Origin of the sequence: Propioniciclava soli, assembly GCF_014858005.1 — a bacterium.
Taxonomy (GTDB): domain Bacteria; phylum Actinomycetota; class Actinomycetes; order Propionibacteriales; family Propionibacteriaceae; genus Propioniciclava; species Propioniciclava soli.
On sequence record NZ_JACYOT010000005.1, the window covers coordinates 338834 to 353944 of the forward strand.

The window sequence follows — 15111 nt, forward strand, 5'->3', positions numbered from 1 at the left end:
GCAGTCTAGCCGCGGGGCGCGCCGGCCGGCGCGGCGGCGTCCCACCACTGCAGGACGCGCTCGGCATGGAAGGTGAGCCAGCGGGACGGCTCGCCCGCATCGGCGTCCACGAGGAACCAGACGGCACCGGGGTCGCGGCGGCCCTGCAGCCACCGGCCGTCGCCGGTGCGCTGCGCGCGCAGCGCGTCGATGGCGGGGGCCAGCCGGGGGTCGGGTGGGGTGCCGTCGAGCAGGGCCGCCGCGCGGACGTGGTCGAGCGCGCGGAGCACCGAGTAGCGCCAGCGGAAGGGGTACTCCAGGGCGTCCACCCAGTCCCCCACCGGCTCACCGGTGGAGGCGCGCAACCGCAGGCCGCGCGAGAGCTGGTACTCCTCGGCGGGGGCGCGCAGCTCCCGCGTGGAACCGCCGCCCAGCTCCTCGAACTGGCGCAGGCCGATCAGCGCGTTGAGCGTCGAGTGGAACGAGCTGCGCGTGTCACCGCTGACCCACTCGCAGTTCCAGCCGCCGTCGGCCATGCGGTGCTCGGCGAACCAGGCGAGCAGACCACCGACGTCCGCGCCGAGCCACTGGCCGTTCGCGAGGGTCCAGGCGTTGATGCAGGCGTCCACCTCCCCGCCCCAGTAGGGCAGGTCGTCGTACTCCCAGCGGGAGTTCGCCGCCAGCTGGTCGGCCGTGCCCGCCAGGACGCCGGCGTCCACCCCCCACTCGCGCAGGCTGTTCAGCGCCCAGGTGGTGGCGAGCCACGGCTGGGACTCCCGATCCCCCCACTCCACGGGGTGGGTGATCGTCGTCGGGAAGTAGGCGCCGCCGGCCCACTGGCCGTCGTCGTCCTGCAGCGCGAGCAGCCGCGCGCCGAACCCCTCGGTCGCGACCCGGGCGCGGGTCGCCTGCCACGTGACCTCGTCGGCCCCGGCGAGATCACGCTCGACCTGCCAGCGCAGGGCCGGGTCGGAGTCGAGCAGCCAGTCGAGCACTGCGGTGTCCATGCCGCAACGCTACTGCGGGTGACGGACTCCCGGCATCAGCCCCGCGGCGACGATCGCCGCCGCGGCCCGCTGGGCCACCTCGGCCTCGGGGACGCCGAGCGCCCGCGCGGCGTCGACCACGGACGCGAACTCCGCGGCGGCGTGCAGCACGCGGCCCCCGCGCGCGCCGACCTTGACGCGCACCGACTGGCCGAGGACGTCGACGTCGGTCCAGGACCGGTCGAGCACGGTGCGCGTCACGGGCGACTCGCGGACGCCCAGGGTGGTCGTGTGCGACAGCAACACGTCGATGATCCGCGGCCGGGACGCCGCGTCGGCGAGGGCGTGCACGGTGAACGCGGGGCGTCCTTTCTTCATCTGGATCGGGACGAGCCACGCGTCGGCGGCACCGGCGGCCAGGCAGGCGTCCAGCACCCCGGGCCACAGGCGGGGGTCGAGGTCGTCGACGTTGGCGCGGAGCTCGGCGAGATCGGTGGCCGGGTGGTCGGCCACCGACTCGCCAAGCATCACGCGGACGACGTTGGGCCGGCCCGGGGTGTCGCGGCCGCCCGCTCCCACGCCGAGGCCGGTCACCAGCAGGGGCGGCAGCGCCTCGCAGACGTCGGCCAGCGCCCGGATGAGCGCGACCCCCGTCGGGGTGGCCAGCTCACCCGGTTCGCCGGGGGGCAGCACCTCGGCGGGGGTGTCGTGGGCTCCGGTGGCAGGGTCGTCTTGGTGGCCGTGCGGGTACGGATGCGCGTGCGGGTGCGCGTGCCCGGGTGCGTGGGCTCTGGGCGTGCCGGCGGACGCCAGGGTCCGCCAGCCCACCACGAGGCGGGCGACCGCGGGCACGGGGACGGGGATGTCGCCGTGGGCGGCGCGGACGCGTCCGGAGCCGAGCGCCACCGGGGAGGCCGACACGCTGGTGACGCCCAGCAGCCGCAACGCCTCGCACGAGCCGACGACGTCGGCGATCGAGTCGAGCGCGCCCACCTCGTGGAAGTGGACGTCGTCGGGGGCGATGCCGTGGGTGGCGCCCTCGGCGTCCGCCAACCGGCCGAAGACGGCCAGGGCCCGGTCACGGGTGGTCGGATCGAGGTCGGCCTCGGCCAGGCGGGCCCGGATCGAGCGCCACGTGCGGTGCGGCGGGTCGTCGGTCAGGACGCGGACCCGCGCCTTGGTGCCGCGTTGACCCGCCCGGTCGACCACCTCGGTCTCGAGGCGCACCGAGCCGGGCGCGACGGCGTCCAGCGCCTGTTGCACGGCGGCCACGTCCGCGCCGGCGTCCAACAGACTGCCGAGCACCATGTCGCCGGCGACCCCGGCGGTGACGTCGAACCACGCGTGAACCATGGGCCCCATCCTGCCCGGTCCGAGGAAGCGTCAGGCGCCCGCGCCGCCCCGCCGCTTGCTGATGAGGTCGAACGCCACGGCGCCGAGCAGCACCAGTCCCTTGATGGCCTGCTGCCACGCGGGGTCGACGGACAGGATCGACAGGCCCATGTTGAGCACGCCCATGATGAGGGCGCCGATGATCGCGCCGGAGACCCGGCCGATGCCGCCCGTCACCGCGGTGCCACCGATGAAGCAGGCGGCGATGGCGTCCAGCTCGAAGTTGACGCCCGCCGCGGCGATGCCGGCGCCCGCGCGCGAGGTGGTGACCACGGACGCCAGCGCCGCGAGCACGCCCATGTTGACGAAGATCCAGAAGTTGGTCTGCCGCACGTTGACACCCGAGAGCCGCGCCGCCGCGACGTTGCCACCGATGGCGTAGATGTGCCGCCCGAAGACGGTGCGGTTCATCACGAAGGCGTAGACGAGGATCAGGGTGGCGCAGAGGATGAGCACGAACGGGGTGCCGATGGAGCTGTTTGCCAGCGTCCAGGTGAAGAAGAGGATGAGCGCGACGATCAGGCCGTTGCGGATCCAGAACATCGCGGCTCCCTCGGGTGCGAGCCCGTGGCGGGTCATCGTGGCCCGGTTGCGCAGCTGGGACACGACGAGACCGACGGCGGCGACCACGCCGATGACCACGGTCAACACGTCCAGGTTGCCGACGTAGCCGAGCCAGCCCAGCGCGCCCCGGTTGCTGATGGCGATGAACCCGGCGGGCAGCCCCGCGATGGTCTCACCGACGATGACGATCGCCAGACCGCGGAAGAGCAGCATGCCGGCCAGCGTCACGATGAACGCCGGGACGCCCATGAAGGCGACCCAGAACCCCTGCCAGCAGCCGATCAGCGCGCCGACGACCAGGGCCAGGAGCACGGCCAGCGGCCAGGGCAGGTTCCACTGCATCATCGAGATCGCCAGCACGCCGCCGATGAACGCGACGACCGACCCGACGGACAGGTCGATGTGCCCGGCGACGATGACCATGAGCATGCCGATGGCCAGGATCATCACGTACGCGTTCTGCTGCAGCAGGCTGGCCACGTTGTTGGGCATCAGCAACCGGCCGCCGGTGAGGAACTGGAACAACAGCACGATCGCGACGAGCGCGCCGAGGATGCCGTACTGCCGCAGCGCCGACGCGCGCTGGGTCGCCGACTTCGGCGCGGCCGGCTGGGGCTCGGGCGCGGCGGCGGCAGGGGTTGTGGAGGCGGACGCCGTCATCGGGTCACCTTTCCTTGTGCTGGGTCATGAGGGCCATGAGGCTCTCCTGGTCGGCGTCGGCGCGGTCGAGTTGGCCGGTGATGCGGCCCGCCGACAGGGTGAAGATGCGGTCGCAGATGCCGAGGAGCTCGGGCAGCTCCGACGAGATGACGACCACGGCCTTGCCGGCGTCCGCCAACGCGTTGATGTGGGTGTAGATCTCGTACTTGGCCCCCACGTCGATGCCGCGCGTGGGTTCGTCGAGGATGAGGACCTCCGGCTCGCTGAACATCCACTTCGCCAGCACGACCTTTTGCTGGTTGCCGCCCGAGAGCTGCCCGACGACGGTGTCCACCGACGGGGCGCGCGTGTTCAGCTTGGTGCGGTAGCCGTCGGCGACGACATACTCCTTGGGGTTGTCGACGACGCCTGCCGTGGACACCTTGTCCAGCGCGGCGGAGGTCGTGTTGTGCTTGATGTCGTCGATGAGGTTCAGCCCGTAGCGCTTGCGGTCCTCCGACGCGTAGGCGAACCCGAGCTGGATCGCGCGGTCCACCGTGGCGGGCTGCACCTCCTCGCCGTGGAGGAACACCCGCCCGCTGATGCGCGTGCCCCACGAGCGTCCGAACAGGCTCATGGCGAGCTCCGTCCGGCCAGCGCCCATGAGCCCCGCGATGCCGACGATCTCGCCGGCCCGCACGTCCAGGTTCGCCCCGCGGACGACGGCCCGCTCGGGGTCGAGCGGGTGGTGCACCGTCCAGTCCTCGACGCGCAGCACCTCGGCGCCGAGGCGGGGCGTCCGCTCGGGGAACCGGTGGTCGAGGCTGCGGCCCACCATCGCGCGGATGATGCGGGCCTCGGTGACCGGCTCGGCGCCGTGCATGTCCATCGTCTCGATGGTCTGGCCGTCACGGATCACCGTCGTCGTGTCCGCGATGGCCTCGATCTCGTTCAGCTTGTGACTGATGATGATGCAGGTGATGCCCTCGGTGCGCAGCCCCCGGATGAGGTCGAGCAGATGCGCGGAGTCGTCGTCGTTGAGCGCGGCGGTCGGCTCGTCCAGGATCAACAACCGGACGTCCTTGCTGAGCGCCTTGGCGATCTCGACGAGCTGCTGCTTGCCGACGCCGAGGTGCATCACGACCGTCTCGGGCGCCTCGGCGAGGCCGACGCGGGTGAGGAGGGCCGAGGCCTGCGCGTTGGTGGCGTTCCAGTCGATGACGCCGCCCCGGGCACGTTCGTTGCCGAGGAAGATGTTCTCCGCGATCGAGAGGAACGGGCTCAGCGCCAGCTCCTGGTGGATGATGACGACCCCGTCCCGTTCGGAGTCGCGGATGCCGCGGTAGCGCACCTCCGCGCCGTCGATGAGGATCTGACCGTCGTAGCTGCCGTGGGGGTACACCCCGGACAGCACTTTCATCAGCGTCGACTTGCCGGCGCCGTTCTCACCACAGATGGCGTGCACCTCGCCCCGGCGCACCCGCAGATTCACGTTGGACAGCGCCTTGACGCCGGGGAACGTCTTCGTGATGTTCCGCATCTCGAGAATGGTGTCGTCGCTCACAGCGCGCCTTCCTGCTCCGCGCGACGAGATCTCGTCCGCACGAGCTGGTTGTGGTCGGGGCCGGGCGGTGGGGGACGCCCGCGTCGGCGTCCCCCACCCCACGGGTCAGATCCCGAGGTCGGCCTTGGTGTAGAACCCGGACTCCACGAGGGTGTCCTCGATGTTGTCCTGCGTCACCACGACGGGCTCCAGCAGGTAGGTGGGGACCACCTTCTCGCCGTTGTCGTAGGTCTCGGTGTCGTTCACGTCGACCTCCTCGCCCTTGACGACCTGGTCGACCATGGTGGCCACCTGGTCACCCAGCTCGCGGGTGTCTTTCCACACCGTCATCGACTGCTTGCCGGCGATGATGTTCTGCACGTTCGCCTTGTCGGCGTCCTGGCCGGTGAGGATCGGGTAGCCCTCACCCGGGGTGTAGCCGGCTCCCTCGAGCGCCTGGGCGATGCCGAGGGCCAACGAGTCGTTGGGGCTCAGCACGACATCGACCTTCTCGCCGCCGGCGTAGAAGGTGTTGAGGCGGTTCTGCATCTCGTCCTGGGCGTCCTTGCTGCCCCAGCCGAGGATGCCGATGCTCTGCCACTCCTCATCGGTCGCCGGCGCCTTGCCGGAGGGGACGGTGATCTGGCCCGACTGGATCAGCGGGTTGAGCACGTCCCACGCCCCGGAGAAGAAGAACTTGGCGTTGTTGTCGTCGGGTGAGCCGGCGAACGGTTCGAGCGTGACCTGGTCGCTGCCGATCTGCTCGGTGATGTACTCCCCCTGCAGCTTGCCGACGAGGTAGTTGTCGAACGTCGCGTAGTAGTCGACGTCGGGCGTCTCGTTGATGAGCCGGTCGTAGGCGATCACCGTGATGTCGCGGCTCTTCGCGGTGGCCAGCACGGGCGCCAGCGCGGTGCCGTCGATCGAGGCGATGACCAGCACCTCCGGATCCTGGTTGATCATGTTCTGGATCTGGGTGATCTGCTGGTCGACCTTGTTGTCGGCGTACTGCAGGGTGGTCTCGTACCCCATCCCCTGCAACAGGGATTCCAGGTGGGCGCCGTCCTTGTTCCAGCGCTCGAGGCTGCGGGTCGGCATCGCGATCCCGATGAGGCCACCCTCGGCGGCGGCCGTGGTACCACCCGCGGTGGTCTCGCCCGTGGTCGTGGTTCCGGCACGCTCCGAGGAGCACCCGCCGAGCGCGAGGGCGAGGGCCAGGGCACTGGCCCCGATCGCCGCTGAGATGCGTCGCATCGCGTTCCTTTCTCTCCGCGGCCACTGCGCCGCGTCGCCGGGCGCCGCCACCACGCGCCACCCGGTGTTGTTGTTTCCCGCAACATCGGGCTGGCGCACGGGCCACCGCAATCACCACGGGGCGTGGCTGGACATCACAGTTTGGACACGGCCGGACGCCGCCCCCGGGGGGTAGCCTTCGCCCATGCCCGCGACGCCCCGACCGCCGACCCCGCACCCCTCCGGAGCCCGTCCGCCGCGCCTGCCCCGCGCGGTCGTCCCCCAGCACGTGGCCGTCGTCATGGACGGCAACGGCCGGTGGGCCAAGGAGCGCGGTCTCCCCCGCACCGACGGCCACGCCCGCGGCGAGGCGTCCCTGCTCGACGTCATCCACGGCGCCATCGAGATCGGGGTGCCCTACCTCTCGGCGTACGCCTTCTCCACCGAGAACTGGAAGCGGTCGCCCGACGAGGTGCGGTGGCTCATGGGGTTCAACCGCGACGTGATCCACCGGCGCCGCGAGGAGCTGAGCGCCATCGGCGTCCGCATCGTGTGGGCCGGACGCGCACCGCGGCTGTGGCGCAGCGTCATCAACGAGCTGAAGGTCGCGGAGCAGATGAGCGCGGCGAACACCACGCTCACGCTCCAGTTCTGCGTCAACTACGGCGGACGCGCCGAGATCGTGGACGCCGCCCGCCGCCTCGCGGCGGAGGCGCGGGCCGGTCGGCTCGACCCGGAGAAGATCACCGAGAAGACGCTGCGCTCCCAGCTCTACTGGCCCGATGTGCCCGACGTGGACCTGTTCATCCGCAGCTCCGGTGAGCAGCGCACGTCCAACTTCATGCTGTGGCAGTCCGCCTACGCCGAGATGGTGTTCCTCGACCGGCTGTGGCCCGACTTCGACCGGCGCGACCTGTGGGCCGCCGTCGAACAGTACGCCCGCCGCGACCGCCGCTACGGCGGGGCGCTGCCCAACGAGAGCTCCTGACGCCGCCCCGTCACGCGGCCGCCACCCGGCGGTCGTCGGCACGGGTGACGATGACCGGGCACCGGGCTGCGCGCAACACCGCCTTGCTCGTGGAGCCGAGCAAGAGGCCGGCGAACCCGCCGCGCCCGCGCGAGCCCACGACCAGGAGGCTGGCCTGCTTGGACGCCTCGGCCAACAGGTGAGCGGGCTGCCCGGCCTCCACCTCGACGCGGGCCACGAGGCCCGGCTGCGCCGTCCGGTGGGGGGCCAGCTTCGCCTCCATGGCGTCACGCAGCGCGGACTCGAGGGGGACTGGGTCGAAGGCACCGGCACCGAGCGGACCCGGCAGCCAGGGCGTCAGGTCGAAGGCGTGCACGGCCACGAGCTCCACGCGGCGCTGCAGCGCTTCGGCCACCGCCAGCCGCAGCGCGGCCTCCGCTTCGGCGGAGTCGTCGAGACCGACCACGACGGGTCCGTCCGGGGTGTCGTCCGCGAGGTCGGTGATGACCGCGACCGGTCCGCGCGCGTGGGCGACCACCGCGTCCGCCGTGCCGCCCAGCACGCGCACCGTGGCCGGGGCGTGCTCACCGCGGGCCCCCACGACCACGAGCTCGGCGGTCTTCGACGCCTGGGCGAGCGCGTAGGACGCCAGCCCTTCGTGGAGGTGCGTCTCCAGCGACACCTCAGGGTGATGGCCGCTGACCCGTTCGCGCAGCGCGTCCAGGCGTTCCGCGGCGGCCCGGTGGAGATGCTCGGGCCAGTCCGGCGTCGCCATCGCGTCGAACAGGCGAGAGCGCGGCGGTATCGGCACCTCGGGCAGCGCGAGCACGATCAGCAGGCGTGAGCCGCGCTCCGCGGCCCGCTCTGCGGCCCAGTCGACGGCCTGCTCGGCCCTGCGCGAGAGATCGGTCCCGACGACCAACGCATCGGTGGCATCGAACGAAATGGACATGGCCTCCTCCTCACTGAGTGGGCCCCGCCTCACCGGGTGGACCGCTCAGGCGTGGCCCAAGGTGTGCCTCCAGCCTACGCCCGACCCGGCTCGCCCACCGGAGAACGCCCGGAGAGGTTGCTTCCGGGCGGGTCATGGGGTGGTGTAGAGGGACGGGCGGGCATCCGCCGACACTGCACAACGAAGGAGATGGCTGTGAAGGGATTGGACCAGGACCGCGTGTTTTTGATCACCGGGGGGATCGGAGGGATCGGGCTTGGCGTGGCTCAAACGCTGCTGGAGTACGGCTCCCGCGTCGTGGTGACCGACGTGGTGGGCGAGGAGGGCGCAGACGAGGTGGCCCGGCTCGGCGCTGGGGATCGCGTGCGGTACGTCGACCTGGATGTCACCGATCCGGAGGCGGCCGAGTCCGTGGCGGATCAGCTGGAGGCCGACGGCTGGCCAGTGTTCGGGCTGATGGCCAACGCGGGGGTGGCGCCGACGTCGCCCACCGTCGACTACCCGGACGACACGTGGCGCACGACGGTGGACATCAACCTCAATGGCGTCTTCTGGACGGTCCGCAGCTTCGGGCGGCGCATGGTGGAACGCGGCGAGGGGGCGATCATCCTCACCTCCTCGATTGCCGGGCTGCGCGTCGTTTCCCCCGAGACGCACGTCGCCTACGGCGCGACGAAGGCGGCCGTGGCGCACATGGCGTCGCTGTTGGGCGTCGAGTGGGCGAAGGAGGGCGTCAGGGTGAACGCACTCGCGCCGGGCTACACCGACACCTCGATTCTCGACGCGATCCGCGAGGAGTCGCCGGAGACCATCGAGGAGTGGAAGCACCGCACCCCGCTCGGCCGGCTCATTCAACCCGAGGAGATCGGGCAGGCGGCGGCGTTCCTGTTCTCCGATCTGGCGAGCGGCATCACGGCCACCACGCTCAGCGTCGACGGCGGGTACGCCGCCCGCTGACGGCCGCTCGTGCCCGGGGGCCGGCTCGGCCGCGCCTAGTCGGCCCCCGACTCCATGCTCGAGATGACCTGGGCCTCCTCGATGTGGGCCGGCGCGCCGGCGACACCCTCGGTGATCGCCCGGGCCTCACCGCCGTCCAGCTCGCCCACCAGCTCGCTCACCGCGCCGCCGACCAGGCCGAGCGCGGAGTACTGCTCGAGCCGGGTGCGCGTGTCGGCGATGTCGAGGTTGCGCATGGTGAGCTGACCGATGCGGTCGACCGGGCCGAACGCGGCGTCCTCGACCCGCTCCATCGAGAGCTTCTCGGGGTGGTAGCTGAGCGCCGGGCCCGCGGTGTCGAGGATCGAGTGGTCCCAGCCGCGGCGCAGCTTCAGCGTCACCTCGCCGGTGACGGCGGACGCCACCCACTGCTGCAGCGACGTGCGAATCATGAGGGACTGCGGGTCGAGCCAGCGGCCCTCGTAGAGGAGCCGGCCCAGCTTGCGGCCCTCGTTGTGGTAGCTGGCGACCGTGTCCTCGTTGTGGATGGCGTTGACGAGCCGCTCGTAGGCCAGGTGCAGCAGGGCCATACCGGGCGCCTCGTAGATGCCGCGGCTCTTGGCCTCGATGATGCGGTTCTCGATCTGGTCGCTCATGCCGAGCCCATGGCGTCCGCCGATGTCGTTGGCCTCGCGGACGAGGGCGACCGCGTCGGGGAACGTGCGGCCGTTGATGCGCACCGGCAGGCCCTGCTCGAACGCGATCGAGACGACCTCGGCGGCGATCTCGACGTCGTCGCGGTAGTGGGCGACGCCCATGATGGGGTCGACGATCTCCATGCCCGTGTCGAGGTACTCGAGCTTCTTGGCCTCGTGCGTCGCACCCCAGATGTTGGCGTCGGTGGAGTACGCCTTCTCCTTCGAGTCGCGGTAGGGCAGGTCGCGCGCGCTGAGCCAGGCGCTCATCTCGTCGCGGCCACCCAACTCGGTGACGAAGTCGGAGTCGAGCCACGGCTTGTAGATGCGCAGCTGCGGGTTGGCGAGCAACCCGTAGCGGTAGAAGCGCTCGATGTCGTTGCCCTTGTAGGTCGACCCGTCGCCCCAGACGTGGACGTCGTCCTCACGCATCGCGCGCACCAGCATCGTGCCCGTCACCGCGCGGCCGAGGGGGGTGGTGTTGAAGTACGGGACGCCGGCGCTGCGGATGTGGAACGCCCCGCACTGCAGCGCGACCAGGCCCTCGTTCACCAGCTCCGTGGTGCAGTCGACGAGCCGGTAGCCCTCGGCGCCGTACTGGGCGGCGCGGCTCGGCACCGAGTCGATGTCGGGCTCGTCGTACTGGCCGATGTCTGCGGTGTAGGTGTACGGGATCGCCCCCTTCTCCCGCATCCACGCGACGGCCACCGACGTGTCGAGCCCCCCGGAGAATGCGAGACCGACCTTCTCCCCCACGGGAAGCTTCATGAGCACCTTGGACATGGGCGCGATCCTATCGGCCCTCCGGGCGGGCACCTTGAACATCTCGGCCACCGCGCTCACCGGTGCCCGGCCTCGACAACCCATGCACAAGCCCGCCTTGTCGACGCCCGCGGGCTTCAAGACGTCGACAACCCATGCACAAGCCCGCCTTGTCGACGCCCGCGGGCTTCAAGACGTCGACAACCCATGCACAAGCCCGCCTTGTCGACGCCCGCGGGCTTCAAGACGTCGACAACCCATGCACAAGCCCGCCTTGTCGACGCCCGCGGGCTTCAAGACGTCGACAACCCATGCACAAGCCCGCCTTGTCGACGCCCGCGGGCTTCAAGACGTCGACAACCCATGCACAAGCCCGCGTCGTCGACGTCCGCCACCCCGCCAGCCCGGACGCCACGCCCTACGATCGGGACCATGACCAACAGCGCGCGCATCAGCACCGGGGTGCCGGGGTTGGACGCCGCGATCGACGGCCTGCGCATCGGCGACAACGTGGTGTGGCACTGCGCGTCGCTGGACGACTTCGCCCGGGTGCTGGCCCCCTTCTGGACGGCCGCCCGCGCCGACGGCCGTCGCCTGGTGTACGTGCGTTTCGCCGCCCACCCGCCGCTCGTCGAGGGCGACGACGTCGAGACCCACCACCTCGACCCCACCGCGGGCTTCGAGCCGTTCGCCGTTGCCGTCCACGACCTCATCGCGGCGACCGGCCGCGAGGCCTTCTACGTGTTCGACTCGCTGGCCGAGTTGCGCGAGGCCTGGCACTCCGACTTGATGGTGATGAATTTCTTCAAGGTCACGTGCCCCTTCCTCTACGAGCTGGACACCCTCGCCTACTTCCCGCTGCTGCGCGACGCGACCACCCCGGCCACGCTCGCCGGCATCCGGGAGACCACGCAGGTGCTGTTCGACCTCCACGTCGTGGACGGCGCCACGTACGTCCACCCCCTCAAGGTCGACCAGCGCAGCTCGGCCACCATGTTCTTCCCGCACCTCGTGGCCGACGGCACCGCCACCCCGGTCACCAGCTCCGAGGCGTCCGCCCGCCTCACCGCCGCCAAGGGGCGGGCGCGGCGGCGTCCGGACCACTGGACGCAGTTGCTCGACGATTGCTTCGATGCCCTCGATGCGGACGCCGACGCCCAGGCCCGCGCCCATGCGGTGCTCGCCGACGCCCTGCTCGGCCACCGTGGGCAGCGCATGGGTGAGCTGGCCCGCCGGCACCTCACGCTCGCCGACCTGCTCGTCGTCGCGTCCCGGGTGATCGGCACCGGCCAGGTTGGCGGCAAGGCCGTGGGCATGCTGACCTCGCGCGCCATCCTGCAGCACGACCCGCAGCGGCGCTTCGCGGAGCACCTCGAACCCCACGACTCCTTCCACATCGGCGCCGACGTCTTCTACACCTACCTCGTCACCAATGGCTGGTGGGAGCACCGCCTCGCCCAGCGCTCCGACGCGGGCTTTCTCACCGCGGGGGCCACGCTCCACGAGCTCCTGCGCCACGGCAACTTTCCCACCGCCATCCGTGAGGAATTCACCGCCCTGCTGGAGCACTTCGGACAGGCCCCGATCATCGTGCGCTCGTCCTCGCTGCTGGAGGACAACTTCGGCAATGCCTTCGCCGGCAAGTACGACAGCTTCTTCCTGGCCAACCAGGGCTCCCCCGAGGAACGCCTCGCCGCCCTGGAGGGCGCCGTGCGGGCGGTGTACGCGTCCGCCATGAGCGAGGACGCGCTGCGCTACCGGCAGGTGCGCGGGTTGGCCGAGGCCGACGAGCAGATGGCGATCCTCGTACAGCGCGTCTCGGGCGACCACCACGACGGCCGCTTCTTCCCGCACGCCGCCGGCGTCGCCAATTCCTCCAACCTCTACACGTGGGACGCCAGCGTGGACGCCGACGCCGGCATGCTGCGCCTGGTGGTGGGCCTCGGCACGCGCGCCGTCGACCGGACGAACCTCGACCACGCCCGCATCGTTGCGCTCGACGACCCGCTGCGCGGCCGCCTCTCCGATCCCGACGACCTGTCGGAGTTCAGCCAGCGCCGCGTGGACGTGATCGACCTCGCGTCCGGCCTCGCCACGGTGCCGCTGGACTCCCTGGTGGGCACCGACGTCCGCGCCGACTGGTCGCTGTTCACCAGCCCCGACACCGCGGCCCTGCGCCGCCGCGCCGACCTCGAGCGCCGCACCGGACGCCCCCGCGGCACGTCCAAGCCCCTCGTCGTGGCCGACTTCCGCGGTCTGCTCGCGGGCACGCCCTTCCCCCCGCTCATGCGCGGGATGCTCGCGGCCCTGGCGTCCGCCTACGACTACCCCGTCGACGTCGAGTTCACCGTCAACATCACCGCCGAGGGTGCGGTGCGGGTGGGGGTCGTCCAGTGTCGGCCGCTGCAGACGCGCGGCCCGGGCGCCGCAGTGGCCATGCCGACGGTGCGCGACGAGGCGGGCGTCCTGTTCGCCGCGCACGGGGAATTCATGGGCGGCAACGTCCGCACGCCGATTCGTTACGTGGTGGCCGTCCGTCCCGAGCGCTACCTCCAGCTCGGCACCCCCGCCCGCCACGGCGTGGCCCGGCTCGTCGGGCAGGTGAACCGGGCGCTGGCGTCCGAGCCGTTCCTGCTGCTCGGCCCGGGCCGGTGGGGCACCTCGACCGAGGCCCTCGGCGTTCCGGTCCGCTTCGCCGAGATCAACCACGCCACCGCCCTCGTCGAGACGACCTACGCCGAGGGCGGCTTCCGGCCCGAACTGAGCTACGGCAGCCACTTCTTCCAGGATCTCGTCGAGACCGGCATCTTCTACGCCGCGGTGTTCGACACCCGGCCCGACGTGACGTTCCACCCCGGCCTCGCCGTCGAGCGGCCCAACCTCGTCTCCGACCTCGTGACGGACGCCGCGCCGCACCTGGCATCGGTGGTGCACGTCGCCGCGTTCGACGACCTCGAGCTCGCCAGCGACGTCGTCAGCCAACGCGTGCTCTGCGCGACCGCGGGGGCGCTGGACGGCGCCCCCTGCGCCCGGTGAGGCCTCAGATGACGCCGAAGGCCATCATGGCGTCGGCCACGCGCAGGAAGCCGGCGACGTTCGCGCCCAGCACGTAGTCCCCCGGCGCCCCGTACTCCTCGGCGGTCTCGGAGCAGCGGCTGTGGATGCCGACCATGATCTCCTTGAGCCGCTCCTCGGTGTGCTCGAAGCTCCACGAGTCCCGCGATGCGTTCTGCTGCATCTCCAGCGCGGACGTGGCCACGCCACCGGCATTGGCCGCCTTGCCCGGAGCGAAGCGGACGCCGGCCGCGCGCAGCGCGCGGGTCGCCTCCGGGGTCGAGGGCATGTTGGCCCCCTCGGCTACGAGGGTGCACCCGTTCTTGATCAGGCTGCCGGCGCCGGTCTCATCGAGCTCGTTCTGGGTCGCGCACGGCAGGGCGATGTCGCACGGCACGTCCCAGATGGAGCCATCGGCGACGAACCGGGCCGAGCCGTTGGCGTCCGCGTACTCGCTGATCCGACCGCGCCGGATCTCCTTGAGATCCTGGATCTGCTCCAGATCGATGCCGGACTCGTCCACGATGTAGCCGCCGGAGTCCGACATCGCGACCACGGTGCCACCGAGCTGGTTGACCTTCTCCAGGGCGTAGATCGCGACGTTGCCCGAGCCCGACACCACCACCTTCTTGCCGTCGAAGCTCTCCCCCGACAGCTTGAGCATCTCGTCGGCGAAGAAGACCGTGCCGTACCCGGTGGCCTCGGTCCGCGCGCGCGAACCGCCCCAAGTGAGGCCCTTGCCGGTGATGACGCCCGACTCGTAGCGGCCGGTCATCTTCTTGTACTGCCCGAACAGGTAACCGATCTCGCGGCCGCCCACGCCGATGTCACCGGCGGGCACGTCGATGTCGTGGCCGATGTGGCCGCTCAGCTCGGTCATGAACGACTGGCAGAAGCGCATGATCTCGTTGTCGGACTTGCCCTTGGGGTCGAAGTCCGAGCCGCCCTTGCCGCCGCCGATGGGCATGCCGGTCAGGGCGTTCTTGAAGATCTGCTCGAAGCCCAGGAACTTGATGATGCCGAGGTAGACGCTGGGGTGGAAACGCAGGCCACCCTTGTAGGGCCCCAGCACGGAGTTGAACTGGACGCGGAAGCCGCGGTTGGTGTGGACGCGGCCGGCGTCGTCCTGCCAGTTGACCTTGAAGATGATCTGCCGGTTCGGCTCGCAGATGCGCGGGATGATGCCCATCTCGACGAACTCCGGACGCCGCTCCATCACCGGCCCGAGCGACTCGAGCACCTCGCGGACCGCCTGGTGGAACTCCACCTCGCCCGGGTTGCGGCGAACGACGGTCTCGAACTCCTCCTGCAGGGTCGGGGTCAGTTCCATGGGGGTACAGCCTCCTCGGTGTGGGTGCCCCCGCGTCGGGGGTCCTTCCCATCCTAGGGAGGGCATCCCGCCCGATGGG

The 15111-nt window shown here is 71.1% G+C and carries 11 protein-coding genes; 3 read left to right on the top strand and 8 right to left on the bottom strand.

Annotation, left to right across the window (positions count from 1 at the left end; all coding sequences use genetic code 11):
* Window positions 1-5: 5 nt before the first annotated feature.
* From IFY26_RS06685 to IFY26_RS06705, 5 genes are all read right to left on the bottom strand, one after another.
* The gene (locus tag IFY26_RS06685; RefSeq protein ID WP_232548218.1) at window positions 6-986 is read right to left on the bottom strand and encodes a squalene cyclase; all 981 of its coding nucleotides are present in this window, start codon (window positions 984-986) and stop codon (window positions 6-8) included.
* A gap of 9 nt (window positions 987-995) precedes the next feature.
* The gene (gene larC, locus IFY26_RS06690; protein WP_232548219.1) at window positions 996-2318 is read right to left on the bottom strand and encodes a nickel pincer cofactor biosynthesis protein LarC; all 1323 of its coding nucleotides are present in this window, start codon (window positions 2316-2318) and stop codon (window positions 996-998) included.
* A 30-nt stretch (window positions 2319-2348) separates the two neighbouring features.
* The gene (gene mmsB / locus IFY26_RS06695; RefSeq protein ID WP_232548220.1) at window positions 2349-3581 is read right to left on the bottom strand and encodes a multiple monosaccharide ABC transporter permease; all 1233 of its coding nucleotides are present in this window, start codon (window positions 3579-3581) and stop codon (window positions 2349-2351) included.
* 4 nt (window positions 3582-3585) lie between these two features.
* A complete protein-coding gene (gene mmsA / locus IFY26_RS06700; RefSeq protein ID WP_332836156.1) occupies window positions 3586-5124 on the bottom strand; it encodes a multiple monosaccharide ABC transporter ATP-binding protein in 1539 nt (512 codons plus the stop codon).
* Between the two features lie 105 nt (window positions 5125-5229).
* Window positions 5230-6357: a substrate-binding domain-containing protein gene (locus IFY26_RS06705; protein WP_232548221.1), complete on the bottom strand. Its 1128-nt coding sequence runs from the start codon at window positions 6355-6357 to the stop codon at window positions 5230-5232.
* 184 nt (window positions 6358-6541) lie between these two features.
* Here IFY26_RS06705 and IFY26_RS06710 point away from each other — a divergent pair, with 184 nt between their 5' ends.
* Window positions 6542-7324: an isoprenyl transferase gene (locus IFY26_RS06710; RefSeq protein WP_232548222.1), complete on the top strand. Its 783-nt coding sequence runs from the start codon at window positions 6542-6544 to the stop codon at window positions 7322-7324.
* Window positions 7325-7334: 10 nt separating this feature from the next.
* Here the strand turns inward: IFY26_RS06710 and IFY26_RS06715 are convergent, their stop codons facing one another.
* Window positions 7335-8255, bottom strand: coding sequence for a universal stress protein (locus IFY26_RS06715; RefSeq protein ID WP_232548223.1), 921 nt, complete (start codon window positions 8253-8255; stop codon window positions 7335-7337).
* Between the two features lie 189 nt (window positions 8256-8444).
* On the opposite strand from IFY26_RS06715, the gene IFY26_RS06720 reads away from it, so the two are divergent.
* A complete protein-coding gene (locus tag IFY26_RS06720; RefSeq protein ID WP_269779167.1) occupies window positions 8445-9212 on the top strand; it encodes an SDR family NAD(P)-dependent oxidoreductase in 768 nt (255 codons plus the stop codon).
* A gap of 35 nt (window positions 9213-9247) precedes the next feature.
* Here IFY26_RS06720 and argG read toward each other — a convergent pair whose 3' ends face one another.
* Window positions 9248-10669: an argininosuccinate synthase gene (gene argG / locus IFY26_RS06725; RefSeq protein WP_232548225.1), complete on the bottom strand. Its 1422-nt coding sequence runs from the start codon at window positions 10667-10669 to the stop codon at window positions 9248-9250.
* Between the two features lie 411 nt (window positions 10670-11080).
* Here argG and IFY26_RS06730 point away from each other — a divergent pair, with 411 nt between their 5' ends.
* On the top strand, window positions 11081-13684 hold the full coding sequence (locus IFY26_RS06730) for a PEP/pyruvate-binding domain-containing protein (RefSeq protein ID WP_232548226.1): 2604 nt from the start codon (window positions 11081-11083) through the stop codon (window positions 13682-13684).
* A 4-nt stretch (window positions 13685-13688) separates the two neighbouring features.
* On the opposite strand, the gene gdhA is transcribed toward IFY26_RS06730, so the two are convergent.
* A complete protein-coding gene (gene gdhA / locus IFY26_RS06735) occupies window positions 13689-15026 on the bottom strand; it encodes an NADP-specific glutamate dehydrogenase (protein WP_269779225.1) in 1338 nt (445 codons plus the stop codon).
* Between the last annotated feature and the right edge of the window lie 85 nt (window positions 15027-15111).

Coding starts and splice junctions, on each gene's coding strand:
- IFY26_RS06685 (WP_232548218.1), bottom strand. CDS start 986: ATGGACACCGCAGTGCTCGACTGGCTGCTCGACTCCGACCCGGCCCTG.
- larC (WP_232548219.1), bottom strand. CDS start 2,318: ATGGTTCACGCGTGGTTCGACGTCACCGCCGGGGTCGCCGGCGACATG.
- mmsB (WP_232548220.1), bottom strand. CDS start 3,581: ATGACGGCGTCCGCCTCCACAACCCCTGCCGCCGCCGCGCCCGAGCCC.
- IFY26_RS06705 (WP_232548221.1), bottom strand. CDS start 6,357: ATGCGACGCATCTCAGCGGCGATCGGGGCCAGTGCCCTGGCCCTCGCC.
- IFY26_RS06710 (WP_232548222.1), top strand. CDS start 6,542: ATGCCCGCGACGCCCCGACCGCCGACCCCGCACCCCTCCGGAGCCCGT.
- IFY26_RS06715 (WP_232548223.1), bottom strand. CDS start 8,255: ATGTCCATTTCGTTCGATGCCACCGATGCGTTGGTCGTCGGGACCGAT.
- IFY26_RS06720 (WP_269779167.1), top strand. CDS start 8,445: ATGGCTGTGAAGGGATTGGACCAGGACCGCGTGTTTTTGATCACCGGG.
- argG (WP_232548225.1), bottom strand. CDS start 10,669: ATGTCCAAGGTGCTCATGAAGCTTCCCGTGGGGGAGAAGGTCGGTCTC.
- IFY26_RS06730 (WP_232548226.1), top strand. CDS start 11,081: ATGACCAACAGCGCGCGCATCAGCACCGGGGTGCCGGGGTTGGACGCC.